We start from the raw sequence: 13586 nt of genomic DNA, 5'->3' as shown, positions 1-13586 counted from the left end.
GCGACCTGCCTTGCCCGCGCTCCAGCTCACCGTCAACGGCCAGCCCTTCGCGCGCGAGGTGCCGCGTCAGGCCTCGCTGCTGCACCTGCTGCGCAACGACCTGGGCCTGAACGGCCCCAAGTACGGTTGTGGCCTGGGCCAGTGCGGCGCCTGCACGGTGCATGTGGACGGCACCGCGGCGCGGGCCTGCGTGATCCCGGCCCATGGCGTGGCGGGGCGCGCCGTCACCACCCTGGAAGGGCTGGGCCGGCGCGGCCACTTCCATCCGGTGCAGCAGGCCTTCGAAGAGGCCCAGGCCGCCCAGTGCGGCTACTGCCTCAACGGCATGGTGATGCAGGCCGCGGCATTGCTCGCGCGTGAGCCGCACGCCGACGAGGCCCGCATCCGCAGCGAGCTGTCGGGCAACCTGTGCCGCTGCGGCACGCATGTGGAGATCCTGCGTGCGGTGAGCCTGGCCGCGGCCCGGCTCGGCGCCGCGGCCCTGCCGGAGGCGCCCCGGTGACCGCCGACCCACGACGCGCCGCGCAGCCCCGCACGCGCGCCGAATTCCTCGGCGCCGAGGGCGTGCTGGTCGTCGTGCGCGACACGCCCGTGCCGCCGCCGCCGGCCAAGGGCCAACCTGCTGCGGTGCCCGGCAATCCGGCGGAAGGCGACGAGATCCTGCTCGCCGTCTGGGACGACGGCAGCGTCACCGCCCTCAACGGCCACGTGGACCTGGGCACCGGCATCCAGACCGCCCTGGCCCAGATCGTGGCCGAGGAGTTGGACGTGCCCATGGCCTGCGTCGCCATGGCGCTCGGCCACACGGCGCAGGTGCCGAACCAGGGCGCGACCATCGCCAGCGCCTCGATCCAGATCCATGCGCAACCGCTGAGGCTGGCCGCAGCGCAGGCGCGGCACTGGCTGCTGGCGCGCGCGGCCGAGCGCCTGGGTCGGCCGGTGGGCGAACTCGCCATCGACCGCGGACGCATCGTGGCGGAGGGCGGGGCGCTGCCCTTCGCCGAGCTGCTGGCCGGCCAGCGCACCGTGCTGCGGCTGGACCCGGCCACGCCGCTCAAGCGGCCCGAGGACTACCGCATCGTCGGCACGCCGCAGCCGCGCATCGATATCCCCGCCAAGCTGGCCGGTGAGCTGGCCTTCGTGCACGACATGCGCCTGCCCGGCATGCTGCACGGCCGCGTGATCCGCCCGCCCTATGCCGGCGCGGACCATGGCGACTTCATCGGCAACACGCTGGAGTCGGTGGACGAGTCGTCCATCGCCCACATCCCCGGCATCCGCGCCGTGGTCGTCATCCGCGACTTCGTCGGCGTGGTGGCCGAGCGTGAGGAGCACGCCGAACAGGCCATGCGCGAGTTGCGCGTCCGCTGGAAGGCCTGGCCCGGCATGCCCGACCTGGCCGGCGCGGGCAAGGTGGCCGAGGCCATCCGCGCCAACCCGTCCACCACGCGCACGCTGGTGGACGAGGGCGACGTCGAGGCTGCGTTGCAGGGCGATGGCACGCTGCGCCGCACCTATCTGTGGCCGTACCAGCTGCATGCGTCCATCGGGCCGTCGTGCGCGGTGGCGCAGTGGGAGCCGGACGACGACCGCGACGGTGATGGCCGTGAGCGTGGCACGGGCAATGGCGCTGACGGTGGCCAGGAGGGCGCAGGCCGCGAAGGCGGACCCGCCGTGCGCCTGCGCTGCTGGGCCGGTACCCAGAACCCGCACGTGCTGCGCGCCGACCTGGCCCGCCTGCTGGCCCTGCAGGACGTCGAAGTCGACGTCGTCCGCCTGGAGGCCGCCGGCTGCTACGGCCGCAACGGCGCCGACGACGTGGCGGCCGACGCCGCGCTGCTGGCCCGCGCCGTCGATGCGCCGGTGCGTGTGCAGCTCAGCCGCGAGCAGGAGCACCTGTGGGAGCCCAAGGGCACGGCGCAGTTGATGGAGGTGGCCGGCGCCCTGTCGCCCGAGGGCGGCATCGCGGCCTACGACTTCCAGACGAGTTACCCGAGCAACGGTGCGCCCACACTGGCCCTGCTGCTCACCCGCACGGTGGAGCCGCTGGCCCAGGCCTACGAGATGGGCGACCGCACCGCGCGCCCGCCCTATGCCTACGACCACCTGCGGGTGCAGGTGCGCGACATGGCGCCCATCGTGCGCGCCTCGTGGCTGCGCGGCGTCTCGGCCCTGCCCAACTCCTTCGCGCACGAGAGCTTCATCGACGAGCTCGCCACCGCCGCCGGTGTGGACCCGGTGCAGTTCCGCCTGCGCCACCTGCCCGACGAGCGGGCGCGCGAGCTGATCGAGGCGACGGCGCAGAAGGCCGGCTGGCGCTGGCGCACCGGCCCGCAGGAGGATGCGCATGGGGACCATCCCTCGCGGCCGCCGCAGTCGCGAGTGGGCCCGGGGGGCGACGTCCTTTTCGGGCAAGGCTTCGCATACGCCCGCTACATCCACAGCAAGTGGCCCGGCTTCGGCGCGGCCTGGGCCGCCTGGGTGGCCGATGTGGAGGTCAACCGCCGGACCGGCGAAGTGCACGTGCGCCGCGTGGTCGTCGGCCACGATGCGGGCCTGACCGTCAACCCGGCGGGCGTCGAGCACCAGGTGCACGGCAACGTCATCCAGACCACCAGCCGGGCGCTGAAGGAGGAGGTGCGCTTCGCGCCCGCCGCGAAGCCGGCCGGCAGTGCGGCTTCCCAGCTCCCGGTGAAGACGCCGCTGCCCGGCATGCCGCCGGCCGGCGTGGTCGCCACGCGCGAATGGGGCAGCTACCCGATCCTGCATTTCCGCGAGGTGCCGGTCATCGAGGTGCTGCAGATGCCGCGCCCCGGCGAATCGTCGCTGGGCGCGGGCGAGTCGGCCTCGGTGCCGGGCACGGCGGCCATCGCCAATGCCATCTTCGATGCGACGGGCGTGCGCCTGCGCGAGCCGCCCTTCACGCCCGAGAAGGTGCTGGCCGCGCTGTCTTCACTCCCTCCCCCTGTGGGGGAGGGCGGGGGTGGGGGCCAGTCCGGGGCGCCGTCGGCCGAGCAGGCGCCGCAGCCCCCATCCCCGCCTTCCCCCAGCGGGGGAAGGAGCCAAACCCTCGCCCCGCGCCGCAAGGGCTGGCCGGCCCTCATCGCCGGCCTGCTCGTCGGCGGCATCGGCACCGTGGCCGGTCTGCTCGGCTGGCGCCCGGCCATCGCGCCCGTCAACTTCAGCGCGCCGGCCTACAGCGCGCAGACCATCGAACGCGGCCGCCAGCTGGCCGCCGCCGGCGACTGCGCCGTCTGCCACACGGCCGAGGGCGGCCTGCCCAACGCGGGCGGGCGCGCCATGCACACGCCCTTCGGCACCATCCACACGACCAACCTCACGCCCGATGCCGAGACGGGCCTGGGCCGCTGGTCCTTCACCGCCTTCCAGCGCGCGATGCGCGAGGGCATCTCGCGCGATGGCCGCCACCTGTACCCGGCCTTCCCGTACACCGCCTTCGCCAAGACCAGCGACGACGACCTGCAGGCGCTCTACGCCTACTTCATGTCCCTGCCGCCGGTGAAGGCCGGCGCGCGCGAGGACGGTGGACCGGCGGCCATGCCGGCCAACGACCTGCGCTTCCCCTTCAACCTGCGCCCCCTCATGGCCGGCTGGAACGGCCTGTTCCACGACGCGACGCCCTACCAGCCCGTGGCCGGCCAGAGCGCCGAATGGAACCGCGGCGCCTATCTGGTCAATGGCCTGGGCCACTGCGCCGCGTGCCACAGTCCGCGCAACGCCTTGGGTGCAGAGAAAGCCGGCACGGACTTCCTGTCCGGCGCGCTGATCGACGGCTGGGAGGCGCCGGCCCTCACCGCCCGCTCGACCAACGCCGTGCCCTGGGACGCGGAGAGCCTCTACGCCTACCTGCGCCACGGCCATTCGCCGCGGCACGGCATCGCGGGCGGGCCGATGGCCGAGGTGGTGCACGGCCTGCAGCAGCTGCCTGATGCCGACGTGCGCGCCATGGCCACCTATCTGGCCAGCTTCAACCCGGCGCCTGCGGCCGATCCGCAGGCACTCGCCACGCAGGCGGTGCAGCGCGCCGCCGCCGGGCAGGGTGCGTTGCTGGGGGCGCCCCAGCGCATGTTCGAGTCCGCCTGCGCCGCCTGCCACCACGACGGCGACGGCCCCACGCTGCTGGGCGCCAACGTGCCGCTGGCCCTCAACAGCCAGCTCACCAGCACCCGGCCCGACAACCTGATCCGCACCATCCTCGACGGCGTGCGCACGCCGCCCACGCGGGACATCGGCTTCATGCCCGCCTTCCGCGACGCGCTGGACGATGCGCAGGTCGCCGAACTGGCCGGCTACATGCGCGCCCGCTTCGCGCCCCAGGCGCCGGCCTGGGCCGACCTGCCCGCGCAGGTCGCGCGGGTGCGGGCCGCGCCGGGGCATGGCGCGCCCACCCGGCCTTGACCGGAGGCGGCGATCAGAACGGGTAGTGCCGCTCGCCGGTCTGCACGGTCACCCAGCGCAGGTCGGTGAACTCGGCGATGCCGGCCTTGCCGCCGAATCGGCCCCAGCCGCTGCCTTTGACGCCGCCGAAGGGCATCTGCGCCTCGTCGTGCACGGTCGGGCCGTTGATGTGGCAGATGCCCGACTCGATGCGCTGCGCCACCTGCAGCGCCCGCGCCGTGTCGCGGCTGAACACCGCCGAGGACAGCCCGTAGGGGTTGTCGTTGGCGCAGGCGATGGCTTCCTCCACACCATTCACGCGCACGATGGCCTTGACCGGGCCGAAGGTTTCCTCGGCATAGATGCGCATCTCCGGTGTCACATGGTCGAGCAGGGTGGCGGGCATCAGCGTGGTCTCGGCCTTGCCGCCGCACAGCAGCGTGGCGCCCTTGGCCAGCGCATCGTCGATCAGCGCATTGCAGTGGGCCACGGTCTTCATGTCCACCACGCTGCCCAGCACCACCGGCTCGCTGCCGCGCGGATCGCCCAGCGGCAGGGCGCGGGCCTTGGCCGCGAACTTCTGCACGAAGGTGTCGGCGATGGCCTGGTCGACCACCAGGCGCTCGGTGCTCATGCAGATCTGCCCCGAGTTGGCAAAGCAGCCGAAGGCGGCGCCGTTCACGGCGGCATCCAGGTCGGCGTCGTCCAGCACCAGCAGCGGGGCCTTGCCGCCCAGCTCCAGCACCACCGGCTTGAGGTGCTGCGCGCACTGCACCGCGATCAGCGTGCCCACGCGCGTGGAGCCGGTGAAGTTGACGCGCCGCACCGCCGGGTGCGCGATCACGGCATTGACCACCGCCTCGGCATCGGCCGGCGCGTTGGTGATGTAGTTGACGACCCCGGCCGGAAAGCCGGCGTCGATGAAGGCCTGCGCGATCAGCCGGTGCGTGTGGGGGCACAGCTCTGAGCCCTTGAAGACCACCGTGTTGCCGCAGGCCAGCGGCGTGGCCAGGGCGCGCACGCCCAGGATGACCGGCGCATTCCACGGCGCGATGCCCAGCACCACGCCGGCCGGCTGGCGCAGGCCCATCGCCAGGCTGCCCGGCACGTCGGAGGGAATCACTTCGCCGGCCACCTGCGTGGTCAGTGCCGCGGCCTCGCGCAGCATGCCGGCGGCCAGGTGCACGTTGAAGCCGGCCCACATGGCCGTGGCACCGGTTTCGCGCGGCAGGGCGGCGGTGAAGTCCGGCAACCTGGCCTCGAGCGCGTCGGCGGCCTTGAGCAGCAGCGCGCGGCGTTCGTTGGGGCCGGTGCGGCTCCAGGCGGGGAAGGCGCGGGCGGCAGCCTCGGTGGCGCGCAACGCGTCGGCCGCGGTGGCCGCCGGTGCGCGCGAGGCCAGGCTGCCGTCCAGCGGATTGCGGCGCTCGAAGGTGGCACCGCCTTCGGCCGTGGCGGCTTGGCCGTCGATGAGCATGGACAGGTCGGACATGGAAGAGGATCTCCTGGAAGGTTTCTGGGATCTGGATGAATGAAAGGCGCGATGCACCGGGCGTCATCGCGGCGCAGCAGAGGGATCAGGCCGCGGTGCCCAGGTAGGCCTGGCGGAAGACATCCGAGCGGGCGAGTTCGGCCGCCGGGCCACTGGCGACCAGCCGGCCGTGCTCCAGCACATGCGCCGTGTCGGCCACGGCCAGCGCCTTGCGCACGTTCTGCTCCACCATCAGCACGGTGGTGCCGGCGTCGGCGATGCGGCGCGCGATGGCCAGCAGCTCGTCCACCATGCGTGGCGCGAGGCCCAGCGAGGGTTCGTCCAGCATCAGCAGGCGGGGCGCGCTCATCAGCGCGCGGGCCACCGCCACCATCTGCTGCTCGCCGCCGCTCATGGTGCCGGCCAGTTGCCGGGCCCGTTCGGCCAGCCGCGGGAAGTCGGCAAAAGCCTGGCGCAGGCGCTCGGCGCGCTGGGCGCGGGTGGCCAGCCAGCCGCCCAGCTCGAGGTTGTCGGCCACGCTCATCTGCGCGAAGAGCTGGCGGCCTTCGGCCACCAGCGCCATGCCGCGCCGCACGGCGACGCCGGGCTGGCGCACCGGCAGCAGGGTGTCGTCCAGCATCACGGTGCCCGTGCGCGGGATCAGGCCGGCCAATGCCTTGAGCAGTGTGGTCTTGCCGGCACCGTTGGGGCCCAGCACCACGGTCAGCCCCGGGGTCACCGAGAGGTCGATGCCGCGCAGCACGGCGAAGCCGCCGTAGCCTGCGCCCAGGCCCTGCACCTGCAGACGCGCGCCGTTCATCGGTGCGCTGGCGGCGATGTCGTTCGAAGGGGTCGGTCTTGCCGTCATGCGATCACCTCGTCGCCCAGGTAGGCCTCGAGCACCTGCGGGTCGCGCACCACCTCGGCCGGCGTGCCGTCGGCGATCTTGCGGCCCTGGTGCAGCACCAGCACCCGCTCCACATGGCGCAGCAGGATGGTCACCGCATGCTCGATCCACACCACGGTCAGGCCCAGCTCGCCGCGCAGCCGGCCGATCAGGCGGGCCATGGATTCGACCTCGGACTCGGTCAGCCCCGCCGCCACCTCGTCCAGCAGCAGCAGGCGCGGCCGGGTGGCCAGCGCCATCCCGATCTCCAGCAGGCGCTGCTGCGCGGGTGTGATGGCGGCGGCGGGCAGGTGGGCCAGGCCGGCCAGGCCGATCAGCTGCAGGATGGCCGCCGCATCGCGCAGCGCGGGCGGCGCCGGGCGATGGCGGCCGGCGAACTGCAGGCCGAAGTCCACGTTGGCCGCGACAGGCATCTGGGCGAAGACGCGCGGCGTCTGGAAGGTGCGGGCGACGCCCTCGGCGGCGAAGCGGTGCGGTCCCTGGCCGGCCAGGTCGCGCTCACCCATGCGCAGCGAACCGGAGGTGGGGGGCTGCACGCCCGAGATGGCGTTGAAGAAGGTGGTCTTGCCCGCGCCGTTGGGGCCGATGATGCCCACCAGCTCGCCGGCCATGAAGTCGGCATCGACGGCATCGACGGCCGTGAGCCCGCCGAAGCGCACGGTCAGGCCGCGGGCCTGCAGCAGCGGCTCAGCCATGGTCGGCCTCCCGCCGGAACCAGCGGCGCAGCTCTGCGCGGCCGACACTGCCCACGCCGTCGGGCACCAGCATCACGGACAGGATCAGCAGCAGCCCCAGCGCCATCATGTAGGCCTGCGGCAGCTGCAGCCGCAGCGTCTCGGCCAGCACGCTGAACACCACCGCCGCGGCCACCGGGCCCCACAGCGTGGCGGCGCCGCCGATCAGCGCGATCAGCACGGTCTGAAAGCCGATGAAGGGATTGAAGACCGTGACGGGGTCGATGTAGGTCCAGCGCACGGCCATGGCCGCACCCACGGCGCCGGCGAAGGCGGCCGTCAGGGCGAAGCCCAGCGTCTTGGTCACACGCGTGTTCACGCCCAGGGTCTGGGCGCGCTGCTCGTCGGCGCCGATGCCCGACAGCGCCAGGCCGAAGCGGCTGCGTCGCACCACGATCGCGCTGGCCACGGCCGCGACGGCCAGGCTCAGCACCGTGTAGTAGACGGTGCGCTCTTCCGGCACCACCGTGAGCACACGGCCCACCGTGCCGGTGACCTGCTTCTCGAAGTAGGTGACGGCATGGCGGATCAGCTCGGTCATGCCGAAGGTCAGCACCGCGAAGTAGGTGCCGCGCAGGTGCAGCACCGCCGCGCCGATGACCAACGCCACCGCCGCCGCCAGCGCCGCACCCACGCCGATCACCAGCGGCCAGGGCAGGCTGTCCAGCAGCACGGCACTGGCATAGGCGCCGATACCGAAGAAGGCGGAGGTGGCCAGCGACAGGTAGCGCGTGCTGCCGCAGAACAGGCTCCAGCTGCTGGCCAGCGCCACGTACATGGCACAGGCCATGGCCAGGGAGAGGGCGAATTCGCTCGCCACGGCCGGCAGCAGCGCGGCGGCCAGGGCCAGCAGGCCCAGGGTTGTCCATTGACGTGTCATCGGCGTGCGAAGAGTCCGTTGGGTCGCCACAGCAGCACGGCGATGAACACGCCATACGACAGCAGTGACTTGAGCGAGGGATTGGTGAAATGCATGCCCAGGGCCTCGATCAGGCCCAGCAGCAGCCCGCCGAGCAGCGTTCCGCCCATGCTGCCGAAGCCCCCCAGCGTGATCACGATCAGGGCCGTGACGGTGTAGGGCTCGCCCATGGCCGGCGTGAGCGTGTAGGCCATCGACAGCAGGCAGCCCGCCACGCCCGACAGGCCCAGGCCCACGCCGAACATCAGCGGATGCAGCCGGCGCGTGTCGATGCCCACCAGCTGGGCGCCGGTGGGCGACTGCATCAGCGCCCGCACGCCCTTGCCCAGCAGCGTGAAGTGCAGCACCGCCATCAGCGCCAGCGCGAACAGCAGCGCCAGCCCGAACACCAGGAGCTTGTTGGCCGCGAACTGCGCACCGCCGATCGCCACCGGGGTGGTGAGGTAGTCGTAGCCGCGCAGATCGCCGCCCCAGGCCCAGCTGGCGAAGTTCTGGACGAGGAACATCAGACCGAAGGCCACCATCAGGCCGCGCGCCTCGAACACCTCGACATTCGGCGCCTCGGCCGCGAGGCGGCGGAAGGTGAGCCGGTGGATCAGCAGACCCAGCAGCATCAGGCCCGCAAAGGCCAGCGGCAGCATCGCCAGCGGCGACCAGCCCAGCAGCGTGTGGCCCATCCATGTGGCATAGGCCCCCAGCATCAGGAACTCGCCATGGGCGATGTTCAGGATGCGCATGAGCCCGTACTGCAGGTTCAGCCCCAGGCCCACCAGCGCATAGATGCCGCCGGTGATCAGCCCGCTGGCCAGCAGCTCGAACCAGCCCGTCAACGACATGCGCGCGGCCTCACTTCCAGGCTGGCTTGGCCGCGTTCAGCCGCGCCGTGGCCACCGACTGCGGCCACACCACCTCGAACTCGCCGTTCTGCCACTGGCCCACGGTGCCGGGCGTGGCGGTGTTCTCGCTGCCGGTGAAACGGATGTCGCCGATGATCGTCTTGTGGGTAGTGCCGGCGATCCAGTCGCGCAGCGCCTTGCGGTCCAGTCCCACCTTGCCCACCGCGGACTGCAGGATCTGCAGGCCCGCCCAGCAATGGCCGCTGGCCCAGCGGTCGGGCTCCTTGCCCTCGAAGCGGCGCGTGTGGGCGTCGAAGTAGGCCTTGGCCTCGGGGCTGGTCTTGGCGTTCCAGGAGCCCATGCCCAGCACGCCCTCGGCGCCTGGCGCGGTGATCACGTTGCGGTAGAGCTGGAAGGCGGTGCCCACCGAGCAGTAGAAGAACTTGGGGTTGAAGCCCACCTCCTTGGCCTGCTTGCTCGCGAGGACCGTGTCCGGCGGGTAGGTGATGCCGATGAAGGCATCGGGGTTGAGCTCCTTGATGCCGCGCAGCACCGGCGACAGGTCCTTGACGCCCAGGGGGTAGCTCTTGCGCTCGACCACCTGGATCGAGGTCTTCTTGAGCGCGTTGTTCAGCGCGGCAAAGTTCTCCAGCCCGAACAGGTCGTCCATGTAGACGATGGCCACGGTCTTCGCGCCGCTGGCGGCCAGCATGTCGACCAGCGCGCCCATCATGCGGTCGGGCTGCTGCAGCAGCGAGAAGAAATACGACAGGTTCATGTCGATCAGCTTGCGCGACAGGGCGGTGGGCGCCAGCATCGGGTAGCCGAAGCGCTGCGCCAGTGGCGCGATGGCGAAGTTGGCATTGCTCCCCCAGGGCGGCAGGATGAGGTCGACCTTGTCGCTGCCCATGAGCTTCTGGTAGGAGCGCACGCAGGTCTCGATGTCGCTGCGGTCGTCGGAGCTGATGAGCTCCACCGGTCGCTTGACGCCCTTGACGTCCAGCCCGCCCGCGGCATTGACCTGCTCGGCCCACAGCAGGTAGTTGGGCTCCTGGCTCACCTGCGCGCCCGGCGTCCAGGGCCCGGTGCGTGACATCGCATAGCCGATGCGCACGGGGCCGGACTGGGCACGCAGGCCGGGGGCGACGGCGGCGGCGCCCAGGGCGGCGGCGCCCTGGAGCCATTGACGGCGGCTGGCCGCCGAGAGTTCTGCCATGGTGTGTCTCCTGTTCTTGCTTCGGTGCGGCGCATCGTAGGAACGGCCCGCCCGTGCTGCTGTGCGCAGCGTGCACGGTGTTGTTGCACCAGCGTGCAGGGCCGCTGGGGTTTGCCCCTAGAGCAGGTCGTGTGCGTGGGGTGGCTGCCCATAATCCGCGTCCATCCCACTCCGGAGCCCGACATGCCCTCGTCCCTGCTGCTGAGCACCGATGCCGTGGCTCCTCGCGAGCGCCTGCCGCAGTGGCGCGACTGGATCTGGCGCCACTTCGGTGGACTCGAATCCGACTTCTACGGCGACACCGGCTTCGATGGCCGCCTGTGCGCCGCGCACGCCGGCGACGTCATCCTCACCCGGCTGGAGGGTGGCCGCCACCGCGTGCTGCGCAGCCCGCAGCTGGCGCGCCGCGACGATGGCGCCTGGCTCAAGATCGTCGCGCCCTGGCAAGGCAGCGCCACGGTCCACCAGGACGGCCGCGAGGCCAGTGCGCGCGAGGGCGGCTGGATCATCTACGACACCACCGCCGGCTACGAGATCGACAACCCCGAGGCCACCGAGCACCTCATCGTGATGTGCCCCAAGGCCCAGATGGCCGAGCGCGGCGTTCATCTGCCGCCACTGATGGCCCGCCGCGTGGGGGGCGGCAGCGGCATTTCGCGCGTGGCGCTGGACACCATGCGTGCCACCTACCGCGAGCTGCCCACCATGAGCGACACGGCCGCGCGGGGCGCGGGCGAGCTCATCATGCAGCTGGTGCGCCTGTCGCTTCTGGAGCTGTCGGGCCAGGAGACGGCCGTCACCCAGAAGCTGGCACTGCGCGATCGCATCCGCGACCATGTGGCGCGCCACCTGCGCGATCCGCAGCTGTCCATCGAGCACATCGCGCGGGCGCTGAACTGCAGCAAGCGTCTGCTGCACGGCGCTTTCGCGCAGGACGATCTCACGCTGGCCAGCTACATCCAGCAGCAGCGGCTGCAGGCCTGCATCGACGAGTTGCGCCGCGGGTTGCCGGCGTCACGCTCCATCACCGATGTCGCACTGTCCTGGGGCTTCGGCAATCCGTCGCATTTCTCGCGTCTGTTCCGCGAGCACACCGGGATGAGTCCCAGCGAGTTCCGCCGTGCGCAGCAGCGTGGCTGAGCGTGCGCGGCCAGCCGCGCTCAGGGTGTGGCGCTGAGCACGCGGCGGTACTGCATCGCCTCTGCCACGTGCGGGGCCGACACGGCCTCGGCGGCCGCCAGGTCGGCGATGGTGCGGGCCACCCGCAGGGCGCGGTGCGTGGCGCGGGCGCTCCAGCCCAGGCGCGTCGCAGCCTTCTGCAGGAAGGCGAGGGCGGCAGCATCGGCCCGGGCGTGGCTGTCCAGCGCCTGGCCGGACAGGGACTGGTTCGCGCTGCCCTGGCGCGCCATCGCTGCGGCCCGTGCTCCGGCTACGCGTTCGCGCACCGCGGCGCTCGACTCGCCCGCCGGCGCGCCGAGCAACTCCCGCGGGTCGATGGCCTGCACATCCACATGCAGGTCGATGCGGTCCAGCAGCGGGCCGCTGATGCGCGCCTGGTAGCGCGCCACCTGGTCGGGCGAGCAGCGACAGGCGTGCAGGCGCGAGCCCAGGTGGCCGCAGGGGCAGGGGTTCATCGCCGCCACCAGCTGGAAGCGCGCCGGGAACTGGGCCCGCCGCGCGGCGCGCACGATGGAGATGGTGCCGGTCTCCAGCGGCTCGCGCAGCGCTTCCAGGGCCGCGCGCGGGAATTCGGGCAGTTCGTCGAGGAAGAGCACGCCATGGTGGGCCAGCGAGATCTCGCCCGGCCGGGGCGGCGAGCCCCCGCCGACCAACGCGACGGCGCTGGCCGTGTGGTGCGGACTGGCCACCACCCGCTGCATGAAACGCTGCGGGTCGAAGCGGCCCGACAGGCTGGCGATGGCGGCGCTCTCCAGCGCCTCCTGCACGTCCATCGGCGGCAGCAGGCCGGCCAGCCGCTGCGCCAGCATCGACTTGCCGGCGCCGGGCGGACCGACCATCAACAGGCTGTGGCCGCCCGCGGCGGCGATCTCCAGGGCCCGCCGGGCGGCCGCCTGGCCTTTCACGTCCGCCAGGTCGGGACTGTCGGCCGTCGCCGCTGCCCGGTCGGGCGGCGCGATGCGCACCCAGCCGGGGCCGTCCTCCACCTGGGCGAGCGTGTCGGGCGGGAGGAAGGGTCGCACCACGTCCAGCAGATGCGCGGCGCCGTAGACGGTGGCGCCGGGCACCAGTGCGGCTTCTCGCGCGCTGGCCAGCGGCAGCACCAAGACGGGGCGCAGTTCCGGGCCGCCGGCGGCCAGGGCCGTGGCCAAGGCGCCACGCACGGGGCGCAGGTCGCCTGAAAGAGACAACTCGCCCGCGAATTCATGGCCGACCAGCCGCGTGGCATCGATCTGGCCGCTCGCCGCCAGGATGCCCAGGGCGATCGGCAGATCGAAGCGGCCGGAATCCTTGGGCAGGTCCGCCGGCGCCAGATTCACCGTGATGCGGCGGTCGTGCGGGAAGGCCAGACCGGAGTTCTGGATCGCGGAGCGCACCCGTTCGCGTGCCTCCTTGACCTCCACATCGGCCAGTCCGACCAGGGTGAAGCTGGGCAAACCGTTGGCCAGATGCACCTCAACGGTGACTGGCGCCGATTCAAGCGCCACCAGCGCGCGCGTCTGCACCAAAGAAAGGCTCATTGTTCTCAAATCCCTGATTTGGTGCAAAGCACCGGTCGTGTTTCATGCATTGAACAAGAGCCGGGCGCTGCGCAGCGGCTGCCCCGTTTTTTTCCGGTCCCGGTGTGCAGCAGTTCACGCGCGTAGGACGCGGCTGTCTTTTGGCACGCTCCCTGCTTTGAAGGGAACTCCAACGAACACCACTTGCGAGGAGTTACCCGATGAAGATCCGTCCGGCCACGATCAAGGCGGCAACGATTGCCCTGAGCCTGGCAGCTGCCGCTGGCGCGGCCTCCGCACAGACGGCGCCCGCAGCACCCGCGGCTCCTGAACCGTCGCCCGTCACGGCCAACATCTCGCTGACCACCAACTACAAGTTCCGTGGCCAGGACCAGGATGCCATCGGCAACAACGGCTTCTACAAGACCAA

Annotated in this window: 10 protein-coding genes and 1 pseudogene; 4 read left to right on the top strand and 7 right to left on the bottom strand. The window is 72.0% G+C overall.

Annotated elements, in window-relative coordinates:
- Positions 1-10 precede the first annotated feature (10 nt).
- Together BXA03_RS05670 and BXA03_RS05665 are read left to right on the top strand one after the other, a co-directional pair.
- Positions 11-502, top strand: coding sequence for a (2Fe-2S)-binding protein (locus tag BXA03_RS05670; protein ID WP_076504921.1), 492 nt, complete (start codon positions 11-13; stop codon positions 500-502).
- Positions 499-4419 carry a molybdopterin cofactor-binding domain-containing protein gene (locus BXA03_RS05665; protein ID WP_076504919.1) on the top strand — a complete coding sequence of 1307 codons (3921 nt, stop codon included), beginning with the start codon at positions 499-501 and terminating at the stop codon, positions 4417-4419. The genes BXA03_RS05670 and BXA03_RS05665 overlap by 4 nt, the downstream gene beginning before the upstream one ends.
- Positions 4420-4432: 13 nt before the next feature.
- On the opposite strand, the gene BXA03_RS05660 is transcribed toward BXA03_RS05665, so the two are convergent.
- From BXA03_RS05660 to BXA03_RS05635, 6 genes are all read right to left on the bottom strand, one after another.
- Entirely contained in the window at positions 4433-5887 is a 1455-nt protein-coding gene (locus tag BXA03_RS05660) for an aldehyde dehydrogenase (protein WP_076504917.1), read from the bottom strand.
- 85 nt (positions 5888-5972) lie between these two features.
- Positions 5973-6686 carry an ABC transporter ATP-binding protein gene (locus BXA03_RS05655; RefSeq protein ID WP_076504914.1) on the bottom strand — a complete coding sequence of 238 codons (714 nt, stop codon included), beginning with the start codon at positions 6684-6686 and terminating at the stop codon, positions 5973-5975.
- 44 nt (positions 6687-6730) lie between these two features.
- Complete coding sequence (locus BXA03_RS05650; RefSeq protein ID WP_076504912.1) at positions 6731-7468, bottom strand: ABC transporter ATP-binding protein; 738 nt, start codon at positions 7466-7468, stop codon at positions 6731-6733.
- Complete coding sequence (locus BXA03_RS05645; RefSeq protein ID WP_076504910.1) at positions 7461-8387, bottom strand: branched-chain amino acid ABC transporter permease; 927 nt, start codon at positions 8385-8387, stop codon at positions 7461-7463. The genes BXA03_RS05650 and BXA03_RS05645 overlap by 8 nt, the downstream gene beginning before the upstream one ends.
- A complete protein-coding gene (locus BXA03_RS05640) occupies positions 8384-9262 on the bottom strand; it encodes a branched-chain amino acid ABC transporter permease (RefSeq protein ID WP_076504909.1) in 879 nt (292 codons plus the stop codon). The genes BXA03_RS05645 and BXA03_RS05640 overlap by 4 nt, the downstream gene beginning before the upstream one ends.
- 10 nt (positions 9263-9272) lie before the next feature.
- Positions 9273-10478, bottom strand: a complete 1206-nt coding sequence (locus BXA03_RS05635; protein WP_076504907.1) for an amino acid ABC transporter substrate-binding protein — start codon at positions 10476-10478, stop codon at positions 9273-9275.
- Between the two features lie 183 nt (positions 10479-10661).
- Between BXA03_RS05635 and BXA03_RS05630 the strand changes: the two genes are divergently transcribed.
- Positions 10662-11618 carry an AraC-like ligand-binding domain-containing protein gene (locus BXA03_RS05630; protein ID WP_076504905.1) on the top strand — a complete coding sequence of 319 codons (957 nt, stop codon included), beginning with the start codon at positions 10662-10664 and terminating at the stop codon, positions 11616-11618.
- Positions 11619-11638: 20 nt separating this feature from the next.
- Here the strand turns inward: BXA03_RS05630 and BXA03_RS05625 are convergent, their stop codons facing one another.
- Entirely contained in the window at positions 11639-13177 is a 1539-nt protein-coding gene (locus BXA03_RS05625; RefSeq protein ID WP_076504903.1) for a YifB family Mg chelatase-like AAA ATPase, read from the bottom strand.
- 200 nt (positions 13178-13377) lie between these two features.
- Here BXA03_RS05625 and BXA03_RS05620 point away from each other — a divergent pair.
- Positions 13378-13586: pseudogene (locus BXA03_RS05620) on the top strand (hypothetical protein); the annotation flags it as partial.

The organism is Pseudacidovorax sp. RU35E, from assembly GCF_900156165.1.
Classification (GTDB): domain Bacteria; phylum Pseudomonadota; class Gammaproteobacteria; order Burkholderiales; family Burkholderiaceae_C; genus Xenophilus.
The sequence above is the reverse complement of the archived record's forward strand: the minus strand, read 5'-3'. Positions and strand labels throughout refer to the sequence as shown.